Source organism: Streptomyces phaeochromogenes (assembly GCF_001418655.1).
Lineage (GTDB): Bacteria > Actinomycetota > Actinomycetes > Streptomycetales > Streptomycetaceae > Streptomyces > Streptomyces phaeochromogenes.
Genome location: NZ_LIQZ01000260.1, coordinates 1 through 26,463, shown reverse-complemented (window position 1 = coordinate 26,463; position 26,463 = coordinate 1). Strand labels below are relative to the sequence as shown.

At 70.1% G+C, this 26,463-nt stretch carries 24 protein-coding genes and 1 pseudogene; 12 read left to right on the top strand and 13 right to left on the bottom strand.

Annotated elements, in window-relative coordinates:
• Window positions 1–30: 30 nt before the first annotated feature.
• Window positions 31–546 carry a DUF2165 domain-containing protein gene (locus AOK17_RS30950; protein WP_055615881.1) on the bottom strand — a complete coding sequence of 172 codons (516 nt, stop codon included), beginning with the start codon at window positions 544–546 and terminating at the stop codon, window positions 31–33.
• Between the two features lie 70 nt (window positions 547–616).
• Entirely contained in the window at window positions 617–1,468 is an 852-nt protein-coding gene (locus AOK17_RS30945) for a hypothetical protein (RefSeq protein WP_055615880.1), read from the bottom strand.
• A gap of 113 nt (window positions 1,469–1,581) precedes the next feature.
• Between AOK17_RS30945 and AOK17_RS30940 the strand changes: the two genes are divergently transcribed.
• The gene (locus AOK17_RS30940) at window positions 1,582–2,367 is read left to right on the top strand and encodes an SDR family oxidoreductase (protein ID WP_055615879.1); all 786 of its coding nucleotides are present in this window, start codon (window positions 1,582–1,584) and stop codon (window positions 2,365–2,367) included.
• Window positions 2,368–2,509: 142 nt separating this feature from the next.
• Window positions 2,510–4,081 carry a sodium:solute symporter family protein gene (locus tag AOK17_RS30935; RefSeq protein ID WP_055615878.1) on the top strand — a complete coding sequence of 524 codons (1,572 nt, stop codon included), beginning with the start codon at window positions 2,510–2,512 and terminating at the stop codon, window positions 4,079–4,081.
• A gap of 90 nt (window positions 4,082–4,171) precedes the next feature.
• On the opposite strand, the gene AOK17_RS30930 is transcribed toward AOK17_RS30935, so the two are convergent.
• The 4 genes from AOK17_RS30930 to AOK17_RS30915 form a co-directional block, all read right to left on the bottom strand.
• Window positions 4,172–5,326 (bottom strand): ADP-ribosylglycohydrolase family protein, encoded by a 1,155-nt coding sequence (locus AOK17_RS30930; protein WP_055615877.1) that lies wholly within the window; start codon window positions 5,324–5,326, stop codon window positions 4,172–4,174.
• 256 nt (window positions 5,327–5,582) lie between these two features.
• A complete protein-coding gene (locus tag AOK17_RS30925; RefSeq protein WP_055615876.1) occupies window positions 5,583–5,783 on the bottom strand; it encodes a DUF397 domain-containing protein in 201 nt (66 codons plus the stop codon).
• A 308-nt stretch (window positions 5,784–6,091) separates the two neighbouring features.
• Window positions 6,092–6,961 (bottom strand): helix-turn-helix domain-containing protein, encoded by an 870-nt coding sequence (locus AOK17_RS30920; protein WP_055615875.1) that lies wholly within the window; start codon window positions 6,959–6,961, stop codon window positions 6,092–6,094.
• A 489-nt stretch (window positions 6,962–7,450) separates the two neighbouring features.
• Window positions 7,451–8,206, bottom strand: coding sequence for a GOLPH3/VPS74 family protein (locus tag AOK17_RS30915; RefSeq protein ID WP_055615874.1), 756 nt, complete (start codon window positions 8,204–8,206; stop codon window positions 7,451–7,453).
• 226 nt (window positions 8,207–8,432) lie between these two features.
• Between AOK17_RS30915 and AOK17_RS30910 the strand changes: the two genes are divergently transcribed.
• Window positions 8,433–11,411: a D-alanyl-D-alanine carboxypeptidase gene (locus AOK17_RS30910; protein WP_079053375.1), complete on the top strand. Its 2,979-nt coding sequence runs from the start codon at window positions 8,433–8,435 to the stop codon at window positions 11,409–11,411.
• Between the two features lie 222 nt (window positions 11,412–11,633).
• Complete coding sequence (locus tag AOK17_RS30905) at window positions 11,634–13,595, top strand: DMT family transporter (protein ID WP_055615873.1); 1,962 nt, start codon at window positions 11,634–11,636, stop codon at window positions 13,593–13,595.
• Window positions 13,596–13,804: 209 nt separating this feature from the next.
• On the opposite strand, the gene AOK17_RS30900 is transcribed toward AOK17_RS30905, so the two are convergent.
• From AOK17_RS30900 to AOK17_RS30890, 3 genes are all read right to left on the bottom strand, one after another.
• Window positions 13,805–14,695, bottom strand: a complete 891-nt coding sequence (locus AOK17_RS30900; protein WP_245697461.1) for a MerR family transcriptional regulator — start codon at window positions 14,693–14,695, stop codon at window positions 13,805–13,807.
• A 125-nt stretch (window positions 14,696–14,820) separates the two neighbouring features.
• On the bottom strand, window positions 14,821–15,315 hold the full coding sequence (locus AOK17_RS30895) for a glutathione peroxidase (protein WP_055615872.1): 495 nt from the start codon (window positions 15,313–15,315) through the stop codon (window positions 14,821–14,823).
• Window positions 15,316–15,324: 9 nt separating this feature from the next.
• Complete coding sequence (locus AOK17_RS30890; protein WP_055615871.1) at window positions 15,325–16,341, bottom strand: helix-turn-helix domain-containing protein; 1,017 nt, start codon at window positions 16,339–16,341, stop codon at window positions 15,325–15,327.
• A gap of 110 nt (window positions 16,342–16,451) precedes the next feature.
• On the opposite strand from AOK17_RS30890, the gene AOK17_RS30885 reads away from it, so the two are divergent.
• On the top strand, window positions 16,452–17,651 hold the full coding sequence (locus tag AOK17_RS30885; protein ID WP_055615882.1) for an MFS transporter: 1,200 nt from the start codon (window positions 16,452–16,454) through the stop codon (window positions 17,649–17,651).
• Here the strand turns inward: AOK17_RS30885 and AOK17_RS30880 are convergent.
• A complete protein-coding gene (locus AOK17_RS30880; protein ID WP_055615870.1) occupies window positions 17,629–17,994 on the bottom strand; it encodes a PH domain-containing protein in 366 nt (121 codons plus the stop codon). The two genes, AOK17_RS30885 and AOK17_RS30880, sit on opposite strands and share 23 nt — an antisense overlap.
• 262 nt (window positions 17,995–18,256) lie before the next feature.
• Between AOK17_RS30880 and AOK17_RS30875 the strand changes: the two genes are divergently transcribed.
• Window positions 18,257–19,546 carry a GNAT family N-acetyltransferase gene (locus AOK17_RS30875; RefSeq protein WP_425424650.1) on the top strand — a complete coding sequence of 430 codons (1,290 nt, stop codon included), beginning with the start codon at window positions 18,257–18,259 and terminating at the stop codon, window positions 19,544–19,546.
• 2 nt (window positions 19,547–19,548) lie between these two features.
• Window positions 19,549–20,781 carry a DegT/DnrJ/EryC1/StrS family aminotransferase gene (locus AOK17_RS30870; protein WP_055615869.1) on the top strand — a complete coding sequence of 411 codons (1,233 nt, stop codon included), beginning with the start codon at window positions 19,549–19,551 and terminating at the stop codon, window positions 20,779–20,781.
• A gap of 47 nt (window positions 20,782–20,828) precedes the next feature.
• Here AOK17_RS30870 and AOK17_RS30865 read toward each other — a convergent pair whose 3' ends face one another.
• The gene (locus AOK17_RS30865) at window positions 20,829–21,206 is read right to left on the bottom strand and encodes a winged helix-turn-helix transcriptional regulator (RefSeq protein WP_055615868.1); all 378 of its coding nucleotides are present in this window, start codon (window positions 21,204–21,206) and stop codon (window positions 20,829–20,831) included.
• 108 nt (window positions 21,207–21,314) lie between these two features.
• On the opposite strand from AOK17_RS30865, the gene AOK17_RS30860 reads away from it, so the two are divergent.
• Complete coding sequence (locus AOK17_RS30860) at window positions 21,315–21,677, top strand: DoxX family protein (protein WP_055615867.1); 363 nt, start codon at window positions 21,315–21,317, stop codon at window positions 21,675–21,677.
• 65 nt (window positions 21,678–21,742) lie between these two features.
• On the opposite strand, the gene AOK17_RS30855 is transcribed toward AOK17_RS30860, so the two are convergent.
• Both AOK17_RS30855 and AOK17_RS52610 read right to left on the bottom strand, forming a co-directional pair.
• Window positions 21,743–22,234 carry an outer membrane protein assembly factor BamB family protein gene (locus AOK17_RS30855; RefSeq protein WP_157881433.1) on the bottom strand — a complete coding sequence of 164 codons (492 nt, stop codon included), beginning with the start codon at window positions 22,232–22,234 and terminating at the stop codon, window positions 21,743–21,745.
• Window positions 22,235–22,262: 28 nt separating this feature from the next.
• Window positions 22,263–22,637, bottom strand: a pseudogene (locus AOK17_RS52610) (protein kinase family protein); the annotation flags it as partial.
• Window positions 22,638–22,938: 301 nt separating this feature from the next.
• Between AOK17_RS52610 and AOK17_RS30850 the strand changes: the two are divergent.
• From AOK17_RS30850 to AOK17_RS30835, 4 genes are all read left to right on the top strand, one after another.
• Window positions 22,939–24,255, top strand: a complete 1,317-nt coding sequence (locus AOK17_RS30850; protein ID WP_055615865.1) for a phosphatase PAP2 family protein — start codon at window positions 22,939–22,941, stop codon at window positions 24,253–24,255.
• A gap of 137 nt (window positions 24,256–24,392) precedes the next feature.
• A complete protein-coding gene (locus AOK17_RS30845; RefSeq protein WP_055615864.1) occupies window positions 24,393–25,115 on the top strand; it encodes a hypothetical protein in 723 nt (240 codons plus the stop codon).
• Between the two features lie 69 nt (window positions 25,116–25,184).
• A complete protein-coding gene (locus AOK17_RS30840) occupies window positions 25,185–25,715 on the top strand; it encodes a P-loop nucleotide/nucleoside kinase family protein (RefSeq protein WP_245697457.1) in 531 nt (176 codons plus the stop codon).
• Between the two features lie 112 nt (window positions 25,716–25,827).
• Window positions 25,828–26,265, top strand: coding sequence for a cytidine/deoxycytidylate deaminase family protein (locus tag AOK17_RS30835; RefSeq protein ID WP_055615862.1), 438 nt, complete (start codon window positions 25,828–25,830; stop codon window positions 26,263–26,265).
• Window positions 26,266–26,463 lie beyond the last annotated feature (198 nt).

Here is a 26,463-nt window from a genome sequence, read left to right as displayed (position 1 = left end):
CGCCCCCTCCGCGGAGCGGAACTGGCGGAACTAGCCCTCGGCCCCCGAGCCGGACGACCCCCCGGCCCGCTCCACCGGCAGGTGAATCACCACCAGCACAACCCCGCTCAACAAGAAGACCCGCATGGCCGCATCGAGCCCGTTCCAGTCCTCCGACTGCCACATCGCGAACCACTCGCCACCGATGGCGAGAAACCCCGCACCGAAGAGCAGCATCAGCATCAACAGCCCGAGCGTGGACGTCCGCCGCGCCCGGAGATGATCGTGGCGGAGCCACTGGAACGTGCCCAGGATCAGGACGAGCGCGGCGATCGTCTCCCACACGATGATCGCTATGTACGCGGCGTCCTGGAGCCCCTTGGACTCGACGGCCCGCCACATCAGGTCGTCGTCCTTGAAGGTGGTGTCCATGGCCAGGACGTGCTGGACGAACTGCTGGTTGGTGCCGAAGTCGGTGATGTTCCCGAACGCCACGAGCGTGATGTAGAGCGCGACCGTGCCGGTGAGCAGGGTCGCGGTGAGCGGAAGCGCGCGTGCTGCGGCCATTCTTCAAGTCCCCTTTCGCGTAGGTGTGTTGCTCAACCGCGAGGGACCTGCAGGTATGCCGCGCGGCGGGTCACCGCAAGCGGTCGACGTACCGGTCCGTACCCGGCACCGTCGGGATGAAAGGTGCCACCAACTCGACTCGCCCCAGGCCTGTTTCGGACACCGGAGCGTCCAACCCCGTGAAGTACGGCTCCCAGCACTCCCGCGGATCCGCCTCCAGGAACCACAGCAGCGTCAGCCGCGTGTCGACGCCCTCGACCTGCTTCACGTACGTCATGCGGTCGCCGGGGAGCGGGGTCGGGCGGAAGACCGTGACCATGGCGGCCGGGGAGCCCGCGAGGAGCTTGGGGAGGTGGCGGGAGCGGAGCCACTCCAGCAACTCGGCCCGCTGGGAGGGTGATTCGGCGTCGATGACCTCCACCACCAGACCCGCGTACGGGTGGTCCAGCGCGTGGAAGTCGCGCGGCCCGGCCGCCCCGTCCCGGTAGACCGTCGCCTCGTGGTCCTGGAACGCGGTGAAGACGTGCGTGCGGTCCTGGTAGACGCGGCCGTCCCGATTCAGCCGTTTGTTGATGCCGACGGTCCACTTCATGTGGTCGTCGTAGCGGCCGTCGGTGACCCAGTACGTCGAGATGTAGCAGCCGGCGGTGACCGGCTGGGCGACGGCCGACTTCTCGGGGTAGCGCAGGAGTTGGAGGTCACGGGTGGCGACCCAGCGGCGGCCCGTGTACATCCACGGCATCGCCATCGCGCCCGCGTAGTAGTGGTCGTCCTCGTACCAGCGGTTGTACGCGTACTCGTGGCCCGGATGCGGCTCCACCATCGTGATCAGGGCGTGGCCGGGGTGGACGCCGTACGGGCCGACGGCGGCCAGTTCCGCGTACACCTCGCTACGGGTGTCGTTCGGCGTGTCGTCGAGCATGGCACTCCCCTTCCTTCCTCCGGCCTTCCTTCCTCGTCCGGGCTTCCTTCCTCCTCCGGACGGACCTACTCTGACGGACCGTCAGATCAACCGCCAGAGCCGGGAGGCCTGCAATGTCACTGCTCCAGGGCAAGACCGTCGTCGTCTCGGGGGTCGGGGCCGGGCTCGGTCACCAGGTCGCGGCGGCCGTCGTGCGGGACGGCGGGAACGCCGTGCTCGGCGCCCGCACCGAGGCCAACCTCGCCAAGTCGGCCGCCGAACTCGACCCGGACGGCGCGCACACGGCGTTCCGGGCCACCGACATCACCGACGAGGGCCAGTGCGAGGCGCTCGCCGCGCTCGCGAAGGAGCGGTTCGGGCGGGTCGACGCCGTCGTCCATGTGGCCGCCTGGGACAGCTACTTCGGCGGTCTGGAGGACGCCGACTTCGCGACCTGGCAGTCCGTCCTCGACGTGAACCTGCTCGGCACCCTGCGGATGACCCGCGCCTGTCTGCCCGCGCTGAAGGAGCGCGGCGGGTCCGTGGTCGTGATCGGCACGCAGTCGTCCGTCGCCGCCCCCTCCCAGGTGCGACAGGCGGCGTACGCGGCCTCGAAGGGCGCGCTGACCAGCGCGATGTACTCCATGGCCCGGGAGCTGGGCCCGCACCGGATCCGGGTGAACACCGTGCTGCCGGGCTGGATGTGGGGGCCGCCCGTGGAGGCGTACGTGAAGTTCACCGCGCACACCGAGAGCGTGCCTGAGGCCGAGGTGCTGGAGCGGCTCACCTCGCGGATGGCGCTGCCGGAGCTGGCCACGGACTCGGACGTGGCGGACGCGGCGGCGTTCCTGGCGTCGGACCGGGCGCGCGCGATCACCGGGCAGTCGTTGCTGGTCAATGCGGGGGAGCTGATGCGGTAGGCCTATCAGGCCTCGTTCATGGACATGAACCGAGGTCAGTGAGCAGAACTATTTTACCTCCTCTTGATAGTACGGGCTGTTGTCGGAGTCATGCCATCGAACCCACGATGAGCGGGCGTCACACGACCCTGGGAGGGGGCATATGAACGGTCTCGACTGGGCCGTGCTCATCGGCTACTTCGGTGTGATGGTCGCGATCGGTGTCTGGTCCCACAAACGGGTCGACAACGTCAGCGACTTCTTCACGGCCGGCGGCAAGATGCCGTGGTGGCTGTCGGGCATCTCCCATCACATGTCCGGCTACAGCGCGGTGATGTTCACCGGCTACGCCGCCATCGCCTACACGTACGGCGTCACGTCCTATGTCACCTGGTCCTTCCCCATCGCCATCGGCATCGCGATCGGCGCGAAGCTGTTCGCGCCCCGGCTCAACCGGGTGCGCTCACGACTGCACGTGGCCTCGCCGCTGGAGTATCTGAAGAACCGCTACAACCTGCCCACCCAGCAGGCGCTCGCCTGGTCCGGTGTGCTGCTGAAGATCGTGGACGTGGGCGCCAAGTGGGCCGCCATCGCGACCCTGTTGTCCGTCTTCACCGGTGTCTCGCTCAACATGGGCATCCTGATCACCGGTGCCGTCACGGCCGTCTACTGCACGGTCGGCGGGCTCTGGGCCGACGCGCTCACCGAACTGGGCCAGTTCGTCATCCAGTTCATCGCCGGTATCGCGATGCTCGTCGCGGTCATGGCCGAGCTGAACGGCTTCAGCACGCTGTGGAGCGTCTGGGACGAGCCCGCGCTCGACGGCCACACCAAGCCGCTGGCCGGCCCGTACATGATGGTATTCCTGATCGCCTATCTCTTCATCAAGACCTTCGAGTACAACGGCGGCATGTGGAACCAGGCCCAGCGCTACATGGCCACGGACTCCGCGAAGTCCGCCACGCGGTCGGCCACCCTGTCCGCCGCGCTGTGGCTGGTCTGGCCGCTCGTGCTGTTCTTCCCCATGTGGGTCGCACCGCTGATCATCAAGACGGACGTGCCGGCCGACTCGTACGCGCTGATGGCCGAACAGCTGCTGCCGCACGGGCTGTTGGGGCTGGTCATCGTCGGGTTCTTCTCCCACACGATGGCGATGTGCTCGTCCGACGCCAACGCCATCGCGGCCGTCGTGACCCGCGACATCATGCCCGCCGTCTCGCACAAGGTGCGCGAGTGGGACACCCGGATGGGGCTGCTGGCCGCGCGTTGGGCCACGCTGCTCTTCCTCGGCCTTTCGATGGCCATCGCGACGCAGGTCAACTCCGGCTTCTTCGACGACATCATCACCGTCGTCATCAAGTGGGTCGCCGGTCTGATGGGTCCGATCGCGATCCCGCTGATGCTGGGCCTGCTGCCCTGGTTCCGCAAGAGCGGTCCCACGGCCGCGCTGATCAGCTGGGGACTCGGCCTGTTCACCTTCTGGCTGGTCAACTACCCGATCAGCTGGAACGTCGACGGCGGCGTACCCCTCCAGTACCAGGTGTCGATCCCGCTCGCGGTCTCCCTCGTCCTCTACATCTTCATCGGATACGTGAAGCCGGAGGATACCCCCGAACGCGACGCCCTCATCGCGAAGATCAACAACGACGACGACGGCCTGGGCTCGGCTGCCGCGGCGGTCCCGGCTCCCGCGGGAGCGGCGGACGGAGTGGTGGGCGCACCGGTCAAGGACTGACCGGCCCGTACGACCCTGCCCGCCCGTACGACTGCGAGGGTGGCCGCTTCCTGACGAGCGGCCACCCTTCGCGTCTGCCGACCTCTGCGGTCAGCCCGCCGGGACCGGGGTGGCGCCGGCCAGGGCCGCGTAGCCGCGCGGGTAGCGGGCCAGCCAGCCCGGGGAGGAGCCCGCCGGGCCGTGCAGGGCCGGGCCCTGGGTCATCTCCATCGCGAAGTCGTCCGCGAGGACGAGCATGGTCGGGCGGCCCTCCAGCTCGGCCAGCCAGGACGGCGGCAGGGCCGTCTCGCCGTGGAGCGAGCCGAGCAGGGCGCCCGTGAGCGCGCCGGTGGCCGCCGAGTCGCCGCCGTGGTTCACCGACAGGCAGAGACCGTGCCGGGTGTCCTCGCCCACCAGGGCGCAGTAGACGGCGACCGAGAGCAGCCCCTCCGCCGTACCGCCCCCGGCCAGGTCCTCGACCCTGGCCGGAGTGGGCATGCCCTGCCGTACGGCCCCCAGCGCCTGCTGCAGCGCGTCCGAGACAGGCTGGTGCCCCGGGCGCCCGGCCAGCAGCTGCAGGGCCCGCTGGACGGCCGCGTCGAGGCTCTCACCGCGCGCCAGACCGTGCACGACGACGGCGTACGCCCCCGCCGACAGGTAGGCCGTCGGATGACCGTGGGTCTGTGCCGCGCACTCCACCGCGAGCTGCATCACCAGCTGCGGCTCCCACCCGACGAGCAGCCCGAAGGGCGCGGAGCGGACCGCTGCCTCGGGGCCCCGCTCGTCAGGGTTCTTGGGGGCGTCCAGCGTCCCCATCATCTCGTCGCCGAGCCCTACCAGGCAGGCGCGCGCGGGCTCACGCCGGGCGTACAGCCACTCCTCGCGGGCCAGCCAGCCGTCCTCCTTGCGCCGCTCGTCGGGACCCCAGTCGCGCTGGGTGGCGGCCCACCGCAGATATGCCCGGTGCAGGTCCGTCGGCGGGTGCCAGGCTCCTGTGTCGCGGCGCACCTGGGCCCGTATCAAGCCGTCCATCGAGAACAGCGTCAGCTGGGTGAGATGGGAGACGGCCCCGCGTCTGCCGTGGCCGAAGGCCAGATCGGTGATCCCCTGAGCCCCGTGCGCCGCACGGATCCCCTCCATCGGGAGGCCCGCGACGGGCGAGCCCAGCGCGTCCCCGACGGCCGCGCCGAGGAGCGTGCCACGCACCCGGCTGCGGAAGTCCTGCTGTTCGGCACGGCCCCAGACGGCACCGGCTGTCGCACCCACCGAGGCCTCCTACAGATCCCGATCCGATCCCGTGCCGATACCGTCGGTACGGCCGACAGTCCAGCACTGTAATCGAACGGGAACGGTCGGTTGAAGGTCGGAGCGGTTTGCGAACAGTGCGGGAGCTGATCACATTTGGAGGTCTTGAAGGACGGGAAGTCCGGAAAAAGGCCGAGCCCCCTCGGCCAGGACGGCGGGCCGGACGAGAGGGCTCTTACGTGGTGCTTGTGCAGTTGTTGACGCGGTTGTGGTCGGGTCAGACGGTGCCCCGGCTCACCTCTGCCACGAAGGCGTTCCACGAGCCGGCCGCGAAGGCCAGCGTCGGGCCCTCGTGGACCTTGGAGTCGCGGACGGCCAGCGCCGTCAGGACGGGGGACTTGACCTCGACGCACGCGCCGTTGCCCTGGGAGTACGAGGACTTCGTCCACGTATCCGTGGCGCCTTGCTTGATTGCCATTTTCGCTCCGGTAGCCAGTTGCTGAGTTGCTGTCACCGCACTGCGGGTTCGTTCCGGAACCCACGGTTCGGATTGCGCCAAGGTTGTTGCTCCTTGGCGTGATCGACGCTACTCGCCAACATCGGCGTACGAAGCGACTATTCACCCGTCTGGGTGGCATATACCAGCGGAGTCTTCCGTCGAGATACCACGAGGGTGTATTCTCCGGCGCCCTCTCGCCGGGGGTGGTGGAATTCGGCCCAACACCGCCTCGCGCGCCGCCCGGTGACGCGCCGTCCCACCGGTGCCGCCCTGCCTCAGGCCCTGACTCAGGACACCGCCTCGGTGGCGTAGTCCTTGGCGACGTCCGCGATGAACTCCCGGGACTGGTCCGCGTTCAGGGCCTGCGCCCGCAGATGCTCGTACATGACGCTGTACTTCTGGACGTCGTTCGCCTTCTCCAGATACAGGTCGCTGGTGACGCCCTCGATGTAGACCACGCTGGAGTCGGCCGCGTCCGGGAACTCCAGGATCGCGTACTGTCCGCTGACCCCGGGGTGGGCGCCCATCGTGAACGGAATGACCTGCACCGTCACATGCGGCACGTGGGACATCTCGACGAGATGCTCCAACTGCTCGATCATCACCTGCTTGTTGCCGACGGTCCGGCGCAGCGCGGCCTCGTCGAGCACGGCCCACAGCCGCAGCGGGTTCTCCAGGTCGGAGATACGTTCCTGTCGTCGCAGTCGTACCTGTACGCGCTTCTCGATGTCGCCGGGCGCCGCCTCCGGGAGTGCGCCCTGGATCAGGGACTCGGCGTACGGACGGGTCTGGAGCAGGCCCGGGACGACCAGCGGGTCGTACACGCGCAGGCTCGCCGCGTCCGTCTCCAGACCGATGTAGACGCTGTACGGGATGTCGCCGAAGGAGTGCCACCAGCCCTGCTGGCGCGAGTCCTTGGCCATCTGCATCAGCGAATCGACGATCCGGACGTCCTCGACCTCGTACACCCCGCACAGATCGCGGACGTCACGCTGGCTGATGCTGCGCCGCCCGTTCTCCAGGCGGCTGATCTTCGACTGCGAGACAAGCAGCCGCTCGGCCACTTCTTCTGCCGTCATGCCCTTGAGCTCGCGGAGCCGGCGCAGCTCCTGGCCCAACCGGCGTCGCCTGACGGTGGGATTGACATTGGACGCCACGGGACGTGCACCTCCGGCTGCGTACTGTCTGTACTTTGCGTATCTGCTGTTGAGCAGATTGCCACCAAGGTGCTTGCTACCGCTGGGAAACAGCGGATATGCCGTGCGTACGCGCCACTTGTCGCCACCTCACGCCACCTTGCGTGGAAGAGTGGTGAGAAGTGTGATGAGACGCGCGGTCGTACGTGGAGATACGGGACGTTGCGATACATGCGACTTGGTGGCACAAGGGATGACATGACGACGACATGCGGACGCGCGGGGCGGCGGGCCGTGTCGTCGTCCGGACGTACGGCCCACCGCCCCGCGCGGCCCAGCGGCTCCCGGACCGGGTCTTGGGGACGTCGGTGCGGCGCTGACGTGCGTGACGCGCGATACGGGCCGCGTGCTGCACGGTGGGTGCTGCGGTTGTCGGATCCTGCTGGTCCTGCTGGTCCTTCGGGTCCTGCTGTGCTGCGGTCGTGCCGGCGGGTGCCGTGGGACTGCGGCTCAGTGAGCCACGGCACGCGCCATCGAACCGCGGCGCGGTTGCATCGGGACGCCCCTGGCGGGCTCCGGTGCGGGCCTGGCTCCGGGGGCGGCCTGACGGCCGGCCGGTGCCGGGCTGCGGCGCGGCTGAGCAGCCACACCGTTCTGGACGTCCATCACGGCGTGCGCCACGAGACCGCCCATGGGGTCGTGCCTGATCAGGTCCCGGAGACGGGAGCGAGACGAACGCCCTTCGTTCCCCGGGTAGAGGTGCTTGCCCAGGCCGACGGCGTGCGCCAGCGCGGCCAGCGCGGCGGTCCGCGGGTCCGGCGGTACGCCGGTGCGGATCGCGCTGTCCAGCCGGGCCCTGATCTCCCGGCTGATCTCCGTGTCCGTCGCCTGATAGCGAGTCGTCGGAAGCACCCCGCACATCTGTCCCGCCACGGCATGCACCATGCCGCACCGCTCCAGATGCGAGAGATAGGTCTGGCGCAGCCCCAGTCGGGGTCCGCCGATCCAGTTCACAGCGCGTACTGGAGCACCCCGCCTGCGGAGTAGTTCCAGCGCACAGTCCAAGGTCGGATCTCCGGTCGGCCGTGGTGCCACCACGGCGATACGATCCCCGTCTGGGGCTATCCGTCCGGCCAGCGCCAGCTCCACTAGCTGCGCTCCGGCCAGACCTAGGTCGAGCGACTGCGGCTGTGCGGTGGTACCCGTGGTCGGGTCCAGCGCCAGCAGCAGAAGCTCCTCCGGAAGTGTTCTGCGGCTCCTGCCCATCCATGCCTCCCCGCGTGGATGAATGACAGGGTGACCCCTCTCACATTGGTCTGTCGAGAGTGCGTGACCGGAATGTAGTGGAACCGATAGGTATGTCGTTCTCGTCTACCACGGGGGTTAAGCCCGCACACAGGACACTGGTACATGGTTCGGACACGGGATGTCCGGGCGTGTGTGCACTGCTTGGCGGGTTCATGGTTCGGTTGGCCGCACGGAGTTGTGGCACATGGAGGAGGCACCGGTGGCGGGCGAGTCCCCCGACAGGTCGAAGCAGCACGAGTCGTCGGCAGAACCGACGTCGGGGAGCAGGGCTCCGGTTCCGGATCCGCGGCTGGCGGTCGCCAGGGAGGCCGTGACGGCGGCTGCCCGGGTGGACACGGCCACGGCGGTGTTCTCGACGAAGCGCTCCGCGGGTTCGGCGGGGTCGGACGGCTCGGAGGGGTCCGCCGCCGGTAGTTCCCAGGGGAGTGACGGTTCTGCGGACCGGGAGTCCGCCGGGAAGGGCCCCGCCAAGGGCACCGAGGGCGGTGACGCGCGTCTGCGGGACGTGGTGGCCGCGTGGGTCGCGACCGCGGACGACGAGGCGCCTGAGGGCGCCTCTGGCGCCGATGACGCCGCCGGCTCCGATGACGCTGAAGTTTCCGGTGCGGCGGAGGGGGCGGACGGTCCGGATTCGGCCACGTCGAGTTCGGCCGGTTCGGCCGGGGGCGACGCGGAGGTTCCGGACGGAGCTTCGGGTGCCGCTGGTGGCGGTGACTCGAATGGCGAAGGCGAGTCCGGGGCGGGGGGCGGGTCGGCTGAGGCCGAGCCCGATGCCGACGAGGACGCCGAGTCGGAGGGTGCCGCTGCCGCGGAGGCCCCGGCTGCGGATGATGCCTCCGCCGCCGAGACCGACGGTGACGACGCGGGGCCCGCTGGTGGCGCCGACGCCGACGCCGACGACGAGATCGACTCGCAGAGCGGGACGACCGGCGAGGCGAAGGATCAGCCGGAGGCTGACACCGACGCGAAGCCGGACGCGAAGGCCGTCGGCGGTTCCGAGGCCGGTGCCGCTCGTGATGCGGGCGAGCCCGCTGACGAAGTCCCCGCCGAAGGCAAGGCTGAGGCTGCGAAGGCGGACGCGGTGCCTGAGGACGCGGTGCCTGAGACCGGCGCTGCTCCCGATGCGGGCGAACCCGCTGATGAAGCTCCCGCTGAGGCCAAGACTGACGCCGCGAAGGCTGACGCCGTGCCTGAGACCGGCGCTGCTCGCGATGCGGGCGAACCCGCTGATGAAGCTCCCGCTGAGGCGAAGGCCGACGACGTGAAGGCCGACGCTGTGCCCGCGGCCGGCGCTGTCGCCCCTGCGGGCGAACCCGCAGATGAAGCCCCCGGCGGGGGCAACACCGACGACGACGCGAAGCCCGATATCGAAGCCGAAGCCGAGTCCGACGTGGACTCCGGCTCAGGCGACGACCCCAAGCCCCCGGTCGACCAGCCCACCGCCATCTTCAAGATGCCGAAGCGGGCCGTGGACCAGCCCACCACCATGCTCAAGCTGGGCGGCGCCAAGCCGGGCGCCGGGACCGACGAGAAGCCCAAGACGGGAGCCGAGTCCGGAGCCGAGTCCGGAGCGGACAAGGGCACGGCGACCGAGCCCGGCAAGGGCGCCGAGCCCGGCAAGGGCGCCGACTCCGGCAAGGGTGCCGAGCATGCCGACGAAGGCAAGCCCGCTCCGGCCTGGGCCGCCAAGGCATCCGCGCCCCCCGCCGAGGCGGAGGCCGAGCGCACCAGCAAATTCGTGGCCCTCAAGCCGCTCGACGAGCCCGCGCCGCCGAAGGCGCGGCCCCTCGCGCCGCCGCCGGTTCCGCCGGCCGCCGAGACGGCCGCCATCCCGCAGGTCGGCCCCGAGCGGACGACCCAGCAACCCCTGCCGCCGAAGCCCCCGTTGGACCTGCTGGCGGAGCTGACGAACACGCCGGAGCCCCGGCAGACCCCCGTGCGGACGATCGTGCGGCGGGTCAAGATCTGGACCCCGCTGGTGCTGCTGCTGGCCGTGGTGTTTGCAGTCGTACAGGCCGTACGCCCGCTGCCCACCCCCACGCTCGCGCTGACGGCCGACGAGTCGTACGCCTTCGAGGGGAACAAGGTCTCCCTCCCGTGGCCCGGCGAGGGCCAGGGCTGGATGGACGTGAACGGCATCGGCACGGTCGACAAGTTCGGTGAGCAGAAGCCGGTCGCCATCGGCTCGGTCGCCAAGGCCATGACGGCGTACGTGATCCTCAAGGAGCACCCGCTGAAGCCCGGCGAGGACGGCGCGAAGATCCCCGTCGACGCGAAGGCGGAGACGGAGGGCGGCTACGACGCGCAGAACGAGTCGACGCTCAACACCGTCAAGGAGGGTGACGTCCTCACCGAGAAGGACGCCCTCGCGGCCATCATGATCCCCTCCGCGAACAACATCGCGCGGCTGCTGGCCCGTTGGGACACGGGCGGTTCCGAGGCGGAGTTCGTCGAGAAGATGAACGCCGCCGCCAAGGACCTCGGGATGACCAACACCACGTACACCGACCCCTCGGGGCTGAAGGAGACCACCGTCTCCACCGCCGAGGACCAGGTGAAGCTCGGCAACCAGCTGGTGCGGATCCAGGCGCTGGTGGACATCACCAAGCTGCCGACCTGGGTGGACCCGTCGGGCAAGAAGTGGGACAACTACAACCGCCTCGTGCCGTACAACAACGCCATCGGCATCAAGACCGGCTCCACCACCAAGGCCGGCGGCAACCTGCTGTTCGCCGCCACCCAGGAGGTCGGCGGCGAGAACGTCATCGTCGTCGGCGCGGTCCTCGGCCAGCACCAGCCGCCGATCATCGACACGGTCAACGCGGTCAGCAAGGAGGCGATGATCGCCGCCCAGGAGGCGCTGACCTCGCGGAAGATCCTGAAGAAGGGTGACGTCGTGGGGTACGTGGACGACGGGCTCGGCGGTCACACGGCGGTCGTCGCCACGAAGGACGTCTCCGCGGTGGGCTGGGCCGGACAGACCGTCAAGCTGAAGCTGGGCGAGGACGGCACGACCATCCCGAACGAGGCCAAGGCGGGAACCAAGGTCGGCTCCCTGAGCGTCGGTGACGGCACGAGCGGCAACGCCGTCGAGGTGCCGGTCGCGCTCAAGTCGGACCTCGTCGAACCGGGCTACGGGTCCAAGCTCACCCGCGTGAGCTGACGGACGGGCGGACGGACGGACGTACAGACGTCCGTACGAACTGAGCCGCGGCGGCTTGGGGGCTAACGCTCCCAAGCCGTGCCGAATCGGTCGTACGTCGCCGACGGAGCACCGCCCCGGCGCTCCGGGCCGGGGTGCGTGCTAGCGTCGCGAGAAGGGCAAGGTCGCCCGCCGCGGGGCCCGGCCGAGCAGCGAGACAACGGGACACGGGAGTGCCTTCACGTGGCGACAGCGGAGCCGACGCACGCCGACGACGCCGAGCCGGGCCAAGAAGCCGGCCAGCGAATACGCCTGCGTACACGGAACGTTGAACGCCCCGAACCGGACGAAGCCTCTGACGCCTCTGACGCTTCTGACTCCTCCGAGTCGGCCGAGGGCCCCGAGAACGACTCGGACTCCGAGGACGGCGAGCACCGCGCGGACCCCGACGGCGTTCACGAGGCCACTCGTCTCCACCGCTTCCTGCGGCACCCCGCGACCCTCGCCACCGCACTCTCCGGCATCCTCCACGTCATCTGGTTCTTCACGTTCGCGAACAGCGGGGGCGACCTCGCGGCGCAGGACGCGTGGGCCGAGTTCGTCGGGCGGAACCCGGGTTCGGCGTACAACCTGGCCTGGTACGGCGGGATGCACCCGGTCTCGTACAGCGTGGTGTCGCCGTATCTGATGGCCGTGCTCGGCGTGCGTACGACGCTGATGATCGCGGGGACGATCTCCGCCGGGCTGCTCACGCTGATCCTGATGCGCACCAGGGCCGTACGGAACCCGGTGTGGCCGTCGCTCGCCGGAGTGTTCGCGCTGCTGTGCAACGCGGCCTCGGGACGCGTGACCTTCGGCCTCGGCATGGTCTTCGCGCTCGGCGCGACCGCCGTCGTCTTCTGCTGGCCGTACCGCTGGCGCTACAAACGCTGGGCCAAGGCCCTGTGCGCCGCGCCTCTCGCCGCGCTCGCGACCGCCGCGTCACCCGTCGCCGGACTCTTCGTGGGCTTCGTCGCGGTGGCGCTCTTCCTGCAGAAGCGCCGCCCGGGCGCGTACGCGCTGGGCCTCGCGCCCGCCGCCGTCGTGGGCGTCTCCGCGTGGCTGTTCCCCTTCTCCGGTACGCAGCCGATGCTGTGGGCTTCGGTCCTGCTGCCGTTCTCGTACTCGGTGTTCGTCTTCCTCCTCGTCCCCAAGGAGTGGAAGACGGTCCGGATCACGGCCGCGGTGTACGGACTCTCCGTCCTCCTGGTCTGGCTGATCAGCTCGCAGATCGGCTCCAACATCAGCCGCCTGCCCATGCTCCTGGCGGGGGTCGTGCTGATCGCCGCGCTGCCCTTCACGGTGCCGCGCTCGCGCAAGTGGTACGCGATCGTCGTGACCTTCATCGGCATGAACGCCTGGATCGGCTTCAAGGCCGTCGACGACATAGTGCATACGACGCCCGCGGCCTCCTGGGCCCGCGAACTGGCCCCGCTGGTCAACGAGCTCCAGGTCGCCGGCGCCGAGAAGGGCCGCGTCGAGGTCGTACCGGCCCGCTCCCACCGGGAGGCGTCCGCCCTCGCCCCGTACGTCAACCTCGCCCGGGGCTGGAACCGCCAGGCGGACATGGAGCGCAACCCCCTCTTCTACGACGACACCCTCAACTCCGCGAACTACCACGAGTGGCTGCGGCGCTGGGCCGTCCACTTCGTCGTCGTCCCCAAGGGCGAGCCCGACGGCGACGGCGGTGAGCGCGAGCGGGAGCTCGTGCAGCGCGGCATGCCGTATCTGAAGCAGGTCTGGGGCGACGCCAACTGGCAGCTCTTCCAGGTCACCGACCCCACCCCGATGGCCGACCCGCCCGCCGTCGTCGACCGGGCCGAGCAGGGTGAGCTGACCATCGAGGTGAAGCGGGCGGGGCGGGTGCTCATCCGGATCCCGTACTCGCCGTGGCTCGGGCTCGTCGACGCGGAGGGCAAGAGCGTGAAGCCGCCGCAGGAGACCGAGGAGTCGAAGCGGCTGCGGGAGGAGGACGACGAGACGCCCAAGACGTACGAGAACGTCAACGGGTGTCTGATGGAGACGGAGGAGGACGTCAACGGGGACAAGTGGACGGAGCTGCTCGCTCCGCGGGCCGGCACGTATCGACTGGCTGCGCCTTATCAGTTGCCCCGGGGGACGGGGTGTCCTGAGGAGATGAGGGAGGCTGTGCGGGGGACCGGGTGATGCTTGCGCGGGGGTTTGTTGTCGGGTGCGGGTCGGTCAGGTGCTGGTTGCGCAGTTCCCCGCGCCCCTAGGTGGGTGGGGTGGCGGATGTCGTGGGTTCGGCGCGGGCCGGTGCGGGACTCGCGCAGTTCCCCGCGCCCCTAGAAGCGAAAAGCCTGCGCCGTTCCCCGCGCCCCTGAAGTCGAAGGGCCGCGTCGTTCCCTGTGGCCCTAAAACGGGAACGCCACGTCGCAGACCTCGTCCTCTGGGCCCGCCTCGTCCCAGTCGGTGAAGTAGATCTCTCGGCAGGGGCCCGCGTAGGGGAGTCCCTCTTTGGTCAGCCAGGCTTCTACCGCCTCGTAGGCGGCGTGGATCTGGGGGTTGGCGACCTGGGCCTTGGTGATGCGGGTGTAGGCGAGGCGGTGGGCGGGTTCCAGGCGGGCCGTTGTGTTCCAGGCGCGGGCGTGCTGGGCGGCCCAGGTGCGGGCGGCCTCCGGGTCGGCCACGGGGACGCAGGACTCCACGGGGCCGTCGCTCTCCTGGGAGACCTCGGAGTGGTAGACGACGAAGGGCGCGCCCGTCGTGCCGCCGCACTCCTTCGCCGCCGCCTCCAGCCGGCCCAGTGACGCCGGGATCCAGACGGGCAGCTCCTCCACGAGGGTGTGCCGCTTCTCGGTGATGACCCACTGCTCCGGTACGTCCACGGTGTGGACCTCGAATGTCGCGTACAACTCGGAACTCCTTCCGGAAAGGCGTCCACGGAGGTAGTGCGCGAGTGTCCGCTGACCGGCGAGGCGTTCCTCGACGTCCGCCCAGTAGGCGGTCACGAGGTCCGCGGCGGCCTGCCCGTCGGTCTCCTGCCGCTCCACGACCTCGGCGATCCGGGCGAGCGGCATGTCGAGTCCGCGCAGCAGGAAGACCAGGCGGGCGCGTTCGACCTGGGCGGCTTGGTAGTAGCGGTAGCCGGTCGTGTCGTCGACGTGCGCGGGGCGCAGCAGGCCCAGCCGGTCGTACAGCCGCAGCGCCTTCGGCGAGAGCCGCGCACGGGCGGCGAACGCGCCGATCGTGAGCAGGCCCTCGGCCGGGGGCAACGCGTCGGTCGTGTCGGTCACGGGTTCCACGGGCCCATCCTCCGTCACCGGGCGACTGCCGCCCGGCGGGGAGAACGGTGCTCCTTGCCCCAGGGGCAAGGTCAACCGACGGGAGCCGCCGGGTCGGGCGACGGCAACCGGTGGGAGCCGCCGCGTCAGGCGACGAGTGCCTCCACGGCCGCCACTACCTCGGCCGACTCCGGCTCGGTCTGCGGCGAGAAGCGGGCGACCACCGTGCCGTCCCGGCCGATCAGGAACTTCTCGAAGTTCCAGCGGATGTCACCACTGTGCCCCTCGCCGTCCGCGAAACCGGTGAGCCGCTCGTACAGCGCGTGCCGTGCGTCCCCGTTCACGTCGACCTTCTCGGTCATCGGGAAGGTCACGCCGTACGTCGCCGAGCAGAACTCGGCGATCTCCTCGGACGTGCCGGGCTCCTGGCCCATGAACTGGTTGCAGGGCACGCCGAGCACGGTGAAGCCCTGTGCCGCGTACCGCTCCTGCAGTCGCTCCAGGCCCCCGTACTGGGGGGTGAGCCCGCACTTGGAGGCCACGTTGACGATGAGCACGGCCTGGCCCTTGTACTGGCCGAGGTCCGCGGAACCGCCCTGCAGGGCATCGATGTCGACGTCGAGAACTGAGTCAGTAGTCATAAACGGATGCTAACTCCGGTCCGAAGGGGCACGGGCGGCGCCCCGGTCGCCCCGGTCCCCCTGGGCCGCGACGAGAACCTCGCCCGCGGGGGTGCGGTAGTAGAGGACCGACCGTCCGGAGCGCCGCCGCTCGACGAGCCGGGCGTCGAGCAGGACCTTGAGGTGGCGGCCGACCGAGCCGAGCCCCTGGCCGGTGACGGCCACCACCTGGCTCGTACTCATCGGGGAGTCGAGCAGAACGAGGACGCCCGCCCGCCCCGCCCCGAGCAGCCGGCTGAGGCTCTCGGGGGCGCCCGCGGCCGTCGGCCCGGTGTCCGCGAGCGCGCCCGAGCACGGGTACACGACCGCGTACCGGTCGGGCTCCTCCCACGACACCCAGCCCTGCCGCTGCGGTGTCACGGGTACGAAGAGGAGCTCGGCGCCGGAGATCTCGCGGGGCGGGTACTCGTGGAGGTTGATCTGCAGCCGGTTCTCGCCGAGCCAGCGCATGCCCGGCCGCATCGCGTCGAGGGCCGCCGCCCAGCCGCCCTGGCTCAGCTGGGCGGTGCGGGCGACGACATCGGCTTCGAGCACGCGACGGCGCCGGGGCCAGTAGGGGCGTACGGCCTCGGTCCAGACGTGGGTGAGCAGGTCGGCGGCGCGTTCGGGGAGGTCGTCGCGGTCCTGGAGGATGCGGGGGAGCGGGCCGCGCAGGGCCATGGAGAGGTGGGCTCGGGCGGCCTCGGGGGAGGTGCCGCGTACGCGGGCGACCTCGGTTTCGAAGTCCTCCTCGCCGCGCGGGGTGGGCGTGAGGAAGTCGGCGATCCACTCCGGCCCGAGCCCGGCCCGGACAAGGGCGGCGGTCACGGGATCGGCGGCCAGTTGTTGTCCGTAGCCCGGCAGATGGGCCTCCAGCCAGGTCCGCTCGCCCGGGTGCGCGGCAGTTCCCGCCCGCAGCGCCTTCAGAGAGGCGAAGGTCTCGGCCAGCGGCGAGAGCACGAACCGGCTGCCCGCGAGGGTGTCGGCGTTGACCTGCCACCAGCCCATGTCGGCGGCCTCCCCGGCAGCTGTCCGATTGTCCGGTGCGCTGTCTGTTTCGCGCAGACGCGAAACTCTACCTGCCGCTCCGGCGCCGGTCCGAGACTCCGGGCATGCCCATGACCTCGTACCGATCCCTCTTCCGCACCCCGGAGTTCACCCCTCTCTTCCTGGCCTCCTCGGCGCAGGTGGCCGCCCAGACGATGAGCGGGCTCGCGCTCGGCACGCTGGTCTACCGGGCCACGGACTCGCCGCTGCTGTCGGCCCTGAGCATGTTCGGCCCGTCGCTGGCCCAGGTGCTGGGCGCGACCACGCTCCTGTCGGCGGCCGACCGGCTGCCGCCCCGCGCCACGCTGACGGGGACCGCGCTGGCGTTCGCGGCGGGTACGGCGGCACTGGCGGCCCCGCCGCCCCTGTGGGGGATCTTCGCCCTGATCCTCGTACTGGGCCTGGTCGCGTCCCTCGGTGGCGGGGTCCGCTGGGGCCTGCTGAACGAGATCCTGCGCGAGGACGCCCACATCAAGGACGGCTACATTCTCGGCCGCTCGGTCTTCAACATGGCGAACGGGGTCACCCAGGTCGTGGGGTTCGCGACGGGAGGCGTACTCATCGCGTTTCTGTCCCCGCGCGGCACGCTCCTCACGGCGGCTGCCCTGTACGTGACCGCCGCCGCGGTGTCCCGCTTCAGCCTGACCGCCCGCCCGCCGAGAGCCACGGGCCGCCCGTCGGTGCGCGAGACCCGGCGCACGAACGCGGCCCTGCTCGCCGCCCGCCCCCGCCGCCACCTGTTCCTGGCCCTGTGGATCCCCAACGGTCTGATCGTCGGCTGCGAGTCCCTCTATGTCTCGTACGCTCCCGACCACGCGGGGCTGCTCTTCGCCTGCGCGGCCCTGGGCATGCTGGCGGGCGATGTCACGGTGGCCCGGTTCGTGCCGCCGCGCCTGCGCCCGCGACTGGGCGTACCGCTGCTTCTGCTGCTGGCGGCCCCGTACGTCTTCTTCGTTCTGCGCCCGGGGCCGTTCCCGGCGGCGGGCCTCGCCACTCTGGCGTCGGCCGGATTCGCGGCGAGCCTTCTGCAGCAGGAGCGCCTCATGGCGGTGACCCCGCCCGAACTGTCCGGCCACGCACTGGGGTTGCACTCGTCCGGAATGCTGACGATGCAGGGGGTGGGAGCGGCCCTGGCGGGCGCGACGGCCCAACTGACGTCACCGGGCACGGCGATGACGGTGATCGCGCTGGCGTCGATCGCCGTGACGGTGAGCCTGGCGCCGGGGCTGCGCCCCGCACCCCGCGCGGCTAGCGCGCCACGAACTGCGTGAGGATCGCCTGCACTTCGTAGATGTCCACGCCCTTGGTGAAGGTCTTCTCGATCGGCGCGGGGGTGCCGGAGATCCAGATCTTCAGCTCGGCGTCGAGGTCGAAGTGGCCCGCGGTCTCGACGGAGAAGTGGGTGATGCTGCGGTAGGGGACGGAGTGGTACTCCGTCTTCTTGCCGGTGATGCCCTGCTTGTCGACCAGGATGAGACGGCGGTCGGTGAAGAGGATGGTGTCGCGTATCAGCAGGTACGCCGCGTACACCTGCTCGTCCTGCCCGAGCAGCCGCGCGTAGTCGTGCTGGGCCTTCGCCGGATCGATGGTGTGCGCGTTTCCGAACAGCGCCATGGTGTGCCCCCGTTGTCGACATCACAAGATCCTCACACTGTAGGGCAATCAGGGCACCGATTCACCTGAGGCGGACGGTGGCCGGCGGGGGCTCGTTCCGCGTGCGGACCGGGCAGTCCGATCCGTGACGCTTCCATTACTCACACCACCCTTGACAGCGTGCGTACTGTTTCGCGACGTTTGAGCCCCGCCGAACAGTTCGAGGCGGGGGCGGGACGCGGAGAGCGCGTCATGGGGGAATGGGGGGCTGCCCGTGCGATCCATGAGCACCATCACGATCCACAGACCCGAGGAACTGAGCCTGCCACTGCGCAGGGCCTGGCACCGCGCGATGGACGAGTCACCGGACTACGCGAACCCCTTCCTGGCACCGGAGTTCGCGGCGGGGATCGGCCGGCACCGCGGCGGGGCGCGGGTGGCGGTCCTGCACGAGGACGGAGAGGCCGTCGGCTTCCTCCCGTACGAGCGCAACGCCTTAGGGGTCGGCCGGGCCATCGGACTCGGTCTCTCCGACGCCCAGGCCCTCGTGCACCGGCCCGGCGTCACCTGGGACACCCGGGAACTGCTGCGGGCCTGCGGGCTCTCGGTCTTCGAGTTCGACCACCTCGTCGAGGAGCAGAAGCCCTTCGGGGCGTACGTCACGGGGACGTTCGCCTCACCGGCCATCGACCTGAAGGACGGCGACGACGCGGGCTACGCGGAGTGGCTGCGCGGCGCGTACCCGGGGCTGGCCAAGACGACGCTGAAGAAGGAACGCCGGCTGGCGCGCGACCTTGGCGAGATGCGGTTCGTCTTCGACGAGCGTGATCCGGCGGCGCTGCGCACGCTCATGCGGTGGAAGTCCGCCCAGTACCGCAGGACCGGGCGGATGGACCGGTTCGCGCGGCCGTGGATCGTGGAGCTCGTGGAGCAGCTGTTCCAGGTCCGCGAGGAGCACTTCACCGGGGTGCTGTCCGTGGTGTACGCGGGGGACCGGCCGGTGGCCGCGCACTTCGGGCCGCGGTCGCGCACGGTGTTCGCGCCGTGGTTCACCGCGTACGACCCCGACCTCCAGTACTACTCGCCCGGCCTGATCATGCATCTGCGCATGGCCGAGGCCGCCGGCCGGGACGGTGTGCGGCTCATGGACCTGGGGCGCGGCGACAAGGAGTGGAAGGACTGGCTCAAGACCCGCGAACTGCGCGTCGGCGAGGGCTTCGCGGTCCGCCCCCACCCGGTGGCCACGGCACACCGGCTGTGGCGCAGGCCGGTGCGCGGGCTGCGGAACACGGTCCTGGCCCACCCGCGGCTGCGGGAACCGGCCGACCGGCTGCTGAAGACGGTCGGCACGCTGCGCACGACGGGCCGTATGGGCTCCGGCACGGGTACGGGATCCGGTGCGGGTACGGGATCCGGCGCTGCCCCGCGACGGAACGCGGGCGGGCAGCGGGGCGCGAGCGGTCAGGGCGCCGCGAACCAGCCGGGCAACCCGAACCAGCCGGGCAACGCGAACGCCGGCTCACAGCGGAACCCGAACGCGCGGGGCAACGCGGCCCCGCGGCGGGAGAGGTGACGATGCCGTACGGATCGCGGCTCGCCGCGACGATGGCACGCCGGCTCGGACGGGAGTGCGTCTACACGCCCTCGGCACGCCTGGCCCTGTACCTGGCACTGCGGCGCTGGTGCCGGCCGGGCGGACGGGTGCTGATGTCACCGGTGAACGACGACGTGATCCTCTTCGTCGTCCTCGCGGCCGGACTGCGCCCGGTGCTCGCCCCCGTGTCGGTCTGGGACGGCAACATCGACCCGGCCGCCGTACCGGAGTCGACCTGGCGCGGTGTGGACGCCGTCCTCACCACGAACCTGTACGGCATGCCGGACCGGGTCGTCGAACTGCGCCTGCGCTGCGAGGAGTTGGGGATACCCCTGATCGAGGACGCCGCGCACGCGATCGGCACGCACCTGGACGGGCAGCCGATCGGGACGTTCGGAACGGCGGCGGCCTTCAGCCTCTCCAAGCACGTGGCGGCGATGGCGGGCGGCTTCCTGGCCGTGGAGGACGCGCGCACCCGCCGGGAGCTGGAGCTGCTGCGGGACGACCTCCTGGTGCCGGGCCGCCTGGCAGGCGACCTGGCCACGGCCCTGCGCCCACTGGCCCGTTCGGCCGTCCGCACCCTGCACCTGGTGCGCCCGGCCTGGCGGACGATGCAACGCCTCGGCCTCCTCGAACGCGACGACTTCCGCATGGCCCTGCACGCGCCCCGGCTAGCCGTCAGCGCACTTCAGGCGCCGAGCCTGACCGCGTACGAGCCATGGATACGTGTCGACCTCCACGACTTCCGGACGCGCCACGGAACCCTGGTCCGCGGGCAGTTGAAGCTCCGCATGGCGCTGCTCGACGAGAACCTCACCCGCCGGCGAGCGGGCGTCAGTGTCCTCTCCGGCACGGCCTGGGCCTCGCCGGCACTCCGCGACCGCGCGGCACGGGGCGGCCCGCTTCCGCTCTTCCGGGTCCCGCTCCTGGTCCACGACCGCGACGCCCTCGTGCGGCGCCTGGTGAGGCACGGAGTGGTCGCGGGCTACATCTACGATCCGCCGCTCGACGACTACGCGGGCGCGGAGTTCGTCGAACCGTCCCCCGACCCGTCGTCCGCCCGCTGGTTCGCCTCCCACGTCCTGCCGGCCGATCCCCTCCAAGCCCGCACCCTCACCGCCGCCCTCACGAAGGAACGGACGAAAACCGCGCACCCACCGGCCCCGACCGCCGCCGTCCCGGACGCCACACCACCGGCGCCGTTGGGGCAGTGAACGGTTTTCAGTCGCCCGAGTGACCCCGACCCACCGCGACCGGGGTCTCAGGGACGCTCCGTGTCGTACGCCGTCTGGTTCCGTTCGATGTCGGGGTTGTTGTCGACGGCCCACTCGGCCAGTGCCACGGCGGGCTCGATCAAGGTCCGGCCCATCGCGGTGAGTTCGTACTCGACGCGCGGCGGGACCTCCGCGAACGCCGTGCGGGTCACGAGGCCGTCGCGCTCCAGGTGCCGGACCGTGCGGGTGAGCATGCGCTGCGAGATGCCGGGGATGCGCTGCTGCAGCTCGGTGAAGCGCAGGCGTTCGCCGTCGAGGGTGGCCACCACCAGCAGCGTCCACTTGTCGCCGACGCGGTCCAGGATGCCCCGGATCGCACGGCCGCCGTCGCCGCGGATGAGACAGGTCCTGCGGTACTTCGACATCGGCGTCCCCTGTTCGCAACGCACACCGGTGTGCCTTTTGTAAGGGTCTCGATAGTCACCGACCATGTGCCTACTTACAAGTGGTAACCATGACGGAGGACGCAGAACATGGAGATCGCCTACTGGATCGTCGCCGGACTCCTCGCCGCCTTCTACCTGTACGCGGGTGGCAAGAAGGTCGCGCAGAGCAAGGAGCGACTCGCGCCCATGATGGGCTGGGTGGACACGGTTCCGATGGGTGCGGTCCGGGCCATCGGAACCATCGAGATCCTCGGCGCCGCCGGCCTCGTACTGCCGCCGCTCACGGGGACGGCCCCCGCCCTCGCGATATTCGCCGCACTCGGCTTCCTCGTACTCCAGATCCTGGCGACCGCCCTGCACCTGTCCCGGGGAGAGACCAAGGAGACCGGCCTCAACGTCACCCTCATCGCCCTCGCGGGGGTGGCCGCGTGGCTGGCCACGGCGTGGTGAGGCGTCGGGCTGCCGGTCAGTGGGCCCTCGGCGCGCACCGCCTGCAACAGATATGACGCCCGGCGTCAGCGGGCCGGAGACGCGGTGGCCGGAGAGGAGTTGGCCTGCGAGGAATTGGCCGGTGACGCGGTGGCCTTCCCTCGCTGAGGCCGTGTGCTGACATCCATGCTGAAGACGTCGGTGGTGTCCCATCCGTACACCACATACAGGGCGTCGCCGATGATCGCCAGGTCGGCCTGGACGCCTCCGGGATCGGTGCGCGGCTTCTCCTGCCACAGCACCCGGCCGTCGGTGAGGTCCAGGGCGACCACCCGGCCGCCGGGGGTGGCGAGGTACAGCGCGCCGCGGCGGGCCGAGACGGTGGGTGTACTCAGCCGCTCCACCCCCGTTGCCTTCGTCCACAGCAGCTTGCCGCCGGTGGTGACGTCGGTGACCTCGCCGTTCTGCCGTACGAAGTACACCGTGTCGCCCACCAGCGAGGGCTCCACCGCCTCGCTGGGGATCGCCCGGCGCAGTGCCACCCGACGCTTCGCCCCGCTGTCCGGATCGATGAACACGAGGGCCGTGTAGGCGGAGCTGTCCTCTCCGCTGTCCTTCCCGCCGCCCGATCGCCAGCCGCCGCAGTTCCGCACGGCTCAGCGGACCGTCCGCCGCGACCCGCTCGGCGAGCGTGGGGCCGGGCACGTACGAGGTCGCCATCCAGGGGAGCGAGGCGTCCGGGTCCGCGTCCACGACCGGGGCGGTGAACGCCCCGCTCACCCGCCGGGCCGCCGCGACCTCCTGCTGGAACCGCACCCGGAATTCTTCGTCGTCGGCCAACTGCTGATGTACGACCTTCAGCGCGGTCCTGCGCCCGGATTCCGAGCGGGCCAGATACACCGTGCCCATTCCGCCGGAGCCGAGCCGGTCCTCCAGCGTGTATCCGCCGATGGTGTGCGGGTCCCCTGCGCGCAACACCATTCGCATTCCCCTGCCCGACACCAGATGCGAAATCACTTCAGTGGCAGGCCCTGGGCGGGGTCGTTTGCGGGTGGCCGGAACCCGGACCGTAATCTTTCCGTCTTCCTCCGTCGGGCGGCTGTTCTCCATCAGGGAGGGAACGGCCACGAGTGGAAGGCGGCGAGCGAAACCACTCCGATCCTTGACCAAAATCTATTAAATCGGCTGAAACTTGAGATACATAACATCGCGGGACTTCTCGCGAATAAGACGCGGAATTACGTTCTCCGCGGGGCGCCGGTCACGGGCGGGACTCTGGGCCGTGGCGGCTGCCGTGGGCCTCGGATTCCTTGTCGTGCTGGAGATCGCCGCACGTCACTACGGTGAGCCGGGGCCGATCACCAACCAGGCGCGAGAAGCGATATTCGCCCCCAAATCCGGCTTTCTGTTGTATGCCGGTATGGCGTTGATGATGGTGGTACTCACCTGGCGCCAACGGTTCATCGCGCTTGGCGCCGCGATCGGTATCGACGTCGTCTTCTTGGCGGTCCGCTGGGTGGCGGACGCCAAGGTGACCGACGGCCATCCCTTCGGCAACGGCGCGCTGTGGGTGATCCTGGGCTGCGCGGTCGTCGCCGTCACCCGCCGTACCGGCCGGGAACGTGTCCTGCTGCTGAAGGGCGTCGGGCTGGGCCTGCTGCTGGTGGCCGGCCGCAAAACCGGCGACACCTGGCTGCTCATCACCGCCAGGACCCGCCCAGGGGTGCTCGACCAGTACGTGGCAACCGCCGATCACGCGCTGGGCAACCCGTCGTGGCTGGTGGGCCGGATGGTCGCGGCCACCGGCCCGATCGGCTCGAATCTTCTCAACATCGTCTACGGCCAGCTCGCGGTGGCCGCGGTCGTCGTCGCGCTGTACCAACTGCGCAACGTGGCGGCCGAGCGCCGCTTTCCGCGCCACCATCTGGTGCGTACGTTCCTGGTGATCGGCCTCCTCGGGCCCTCCATCTACATGATCTTCCCGGTGGTCGGACCGGTCTTCGCCTACGGCACCGGCGTCGAGCACTGGTCGTCGGTCGGCCTGTGGCCGGAAGCGCCGCCCAGCGGGCAATGGGCGGTGGCCGACCTGTGGCCGCAGACGCTGCCGCCGATCAGCACCCCGCACCCCATGCCGTTCGACGAGATCACCCCACGCAACTGCATGCCCAGCCTGCACACGGCATGGGCCACCGCGATCTTCATCCACTCCCGGAAGGCCCCGCGGATCCTGCGATTCGCAGGCACGTTCTGGCTGCTGGCCACCCTCGGCGCAACCCTGGGATTCGGCTACCACTACGGCGTGGACCTCATCGCCGGCGTGGTGTTCACCCTGACGATCGAGGCGGCTCTGCGCTCGTTCGACCGAGGCTGGGACCGCCCGGGCCTCCAACTGGTCGCCTACGGCACCACCGTCTTCGCCGCACTCCTGGTGTCCTACCGCTACCTGCCCCTGGAAATGGCCAGGCACCCGTGGCTGTACGGACCACTCCTCATCCTGGCGATGACGTCGGTGATCTACGGCTACGCGAGGACCGTCGCGCTGTGGGAGCCGAGGGCTGCACCGGTGCGACAGCAGGAACCACAACCTGAGCTGGTCTGAGCCGTGTTGCACCTGGTCGCGGGTCGCGGGTCGCGGGTCGCGGGTTGTGGGTTGAAGGTCGAGGGTCGAGGGCGGAGGAAGCTCGATGGGGAGGTGGCGGCCGAGGCGGTGTCAGTGCCTCGTGCCACCATCCTCGCGTGCTGAAGATCCCCGGATACGAACATGGCCATCTGGTCGAGGGCGGCGCCTACCTGGACGATCCGCTGTTCTGGCCGGTGCACCTCGGTTCCTGCCTGCGTGGGGAGGACGCGCAACGGGCAGCGTTCGGCGCCGACTGGGACGCGGCCGTCGAGCTCAACCGCAGGCTCTCCGCCGCGCATGAGTGGCCGGTGTTCAGGCTGCCCCTGAGCTCCGGTCACACCATCCACGTCGTCTACCGCAACTTCGAGGGCGACCAGGGGGTGGACTACCTCATTCACCACCCGACCTGGTCCGCGGCGGAAATCCTCGCCGTGGACGACGGCCACTTCATGGGACCCGGCACGGCATGGCCGGAACTGCTGTCCGCTGCTCGACAGCCGGCAGCGGAGGGCGTTGACGATTCCGACGCGCGCCTCCTGCTCCTCTTCCCGACTCTCGGGGATGCGCTGCTCCCCGACGACGCGGCCGTCGCCCTGACAGCCGCTCTGGCTGCTCTCACCGTGATCGAGGAGCCCGCCGAAGTGGCGAGGACGCTTCTTGAGAAGCAGGGGCAATGGGCGCCCGCGCACTGGCGGTCGGCAGACGGCATCTGGATCAACGACGGCGGGCATTCCTACCGGAACCCCGGCAACTCCTTCGCCATACCCGAGAGCCGCCTGCTGGAGATCAGCAACGCACTGAACGCCGAGAGGCGCAGGTCGCACCAGACATCCGACTGAAGCACCGAGCGTCCGTACCGCTGAAATCCACTTCTGCGGTTGGGCTCGGCTGCGTCAGCATGTGCGGCAGTGATTGATGATCCCGAGGCGCTGTGGAGGAACCTGGTGGACGCGGGACACGAGCCGAGCCTGATCCTGCTGTGCGGACTCCCGGGCTCCGGAAAGACAACACTGGCCAAGCACCTGGCGGATGCGATTCCGGCCGTACGCCTCTGCCCGGACGAATGGCTGGCGGACCTCGGCATCGACCTGTTCGACGTACAGGCACGCGACCGCCTTGAGAGGCGGTTCTCCCAGCACGCCCAGGACCTGTTGAAGCTCGGACAGAGCGTCATCCTGGAGTTCGGCTTCTGGTCCCGCTCCGAGCGGGACGACCAGCGTCTCCGCGCCCGCGCACTCGGCGTACCCGTCGAACTGCACTACCTCACGGCGCCGCTCGACGAACTGTGCCGCCGCCTCGACGCCCGCAACGAGAAGGGCGAGCGGGGGACGGCCCAGATCACCCGCGAGATGCTCGAACCGTACGCAGACCTCTTCGAGGCCCCGACCGGCGACGAACTCGCCCTGTTCGACGAACCTACTTTGGGGCGGAGGGGGTGACGGGGGCCGCCCGGTGCCGGGTGCAGCGAGCTTGATCTTCACTTGGAGGTTGGCCAACGTCGCCCGACACCGCACAAAGGCACAAAGGCACAAAGGCATAGAGGCAGAGAAGATGACCCCACAGACCGACCGCGTCGACCACGAACTGATCCGGGCAGCGGCACACATCGCGGCCACCCGCTGCCGGGGCGACAACCACACCATGGCCGCCGCGGCCCGCGCCCGGGACGGCCGGATCGTCACCGCGGTGAACGCCTACCACTTCACCGGAGGCCCCTGCGCGGAGCTGGTCCTGATCGGCACCGCTGCCGCCCAGGGTGCCTATGACCTGGACACCATCGTCGCGGTGGGCGACCGCGACCGAGGCGTCGTGCCCCCATGCGGTCGCTGCCGCCAGGTCCTTCTCGACTACTTCCCAGCCCTCAAGGTCATCATCGGAACAAACGACGGCCTCCGGACGGTCCCCATCACTGACCTCCTCCCCGAAAGCTACATCTGGGCGAACCACCAGCTCGACGCCGAGGAGAACACACCACTGAGCACGAGCTGACACACCAGGCGGTTACGGGGCAGGCGTCGCCCGATGCGGCGACGTCGGCGTACGCGGCCAACTCGCCTGCCGCGACGACCAACCCGGCCCTGCGGACGGGGCCCAGGCAAGGGCAGGTACTCGATGATCTGGCCCTGGCGCGCACACCTCCCCAACCGCGCCTCCCCGCCACGCCTCCACCCCCTGTCTCTGATACAC